Source organism: Streptomyces sp. GbtcB7 (assembly GCF_019091445.1).
Lineage (GTDB): Bacteria > Actinomycetota > Actinomycetes > Streptomycetales > Streptomycetaceae > Streptomyces > Streptomyces mirabilis.
On record NZ_JAGXJM010000694.1, the window covers coordinates 1 to 233 of the forward strand.

Consider the following 233-nt stretch of genomic DNA (forward strand, 5'->3'; position numbering starts at 1 on the left):
GTACGACATGACGGCGCAGGCCGCGTAGCTCCGGGAGGCCGCGACCATGACGGTGCCGCCGTTCGACCTGTGGCTGCGCGGCCCGGCCGACATCACCGGTTTCATGACGACCCTCGGTGCCTCGTGCGCGGGTGCGCGCCTGCTGCCGGTCGGGGTCAACGGACTGCCGGGATTCGCGCACTACAAGCCGGATCCGGAGGAGGCGGGCTGCAGCGCCTGGGCGATCCAGGCGC

The 233-nt window shown here is 72.5% G+C and carries 1 pseudogene; it reads left to right on the forward strand.

What is annotated here, in order from left to right:
- A pseudogene (locus KVT44_RS57275) lies at nt 1-233 on the forward strand (RNA polymerase subunit sigma-70); the annotation flags it as partial.